Below are 468 nucleotides of genomic sequence, written 5' to 3' on the forward strand. Positions count from 1 at the left end.
CGGACTACTCGGGTATCTAATCCTGTTTGCTCCCCACGCTTTCGTGCATGAGCGTCAGTACAGGCCCAGGGGATTGCCTTCGCCATCGGTGTTCCTCCGCATATCTACGCATTTCACTGCTACACGCGGAATTCCATCCCCCTCTGCCGTACTCCAGCGATGCAGTCACAAATGCAGTTCCCAGGTTGAGCCCGGGGATTTCACATCTGTCTTACATCACCGCCTGCGCACGCTTTACGCCCAGTAATTCCGATTAACGCTTGCACCCTACGTATTACCGCGGCTGCTGGCACGTAGTTAGCCGGTGCTTATTCTTACGGTACCGTCATTAGCCCTCTTTATTAGAAAAGGCCGTTTCGTTCCGTACAAAAGCAGTTTACAACCCGAAGGCCTTCATCCTGCACGCGGCATGGCTGGATCAGGCTTGCGCCCATTGTCCAAAATTCCCCACTGCTGCCCCCCGTAGGC

The 468-nt window shown here is 54.9% G+C and carries 1 rRNA gene; it reads right to left on the reverse strand.

Annotated elements, in window-relative coordinates:
- Positions 1-468: ribosomal RNA gene (locus tag OO306_RS28125) — 16S ribosomal RNA — on the reverse strand; the annotation flags it as partial.

It is taken from the genome of Pseudomonas sp. DCB_AW, assembly GCF_026240895.1.
GTDB lineage: Bacteria > Pseudomonadota > Gammaproteobacteria > Pseudomonadales > Pseudomonadaceae > Aquipseudomonas > Aquipseudomonas kermanshahensis.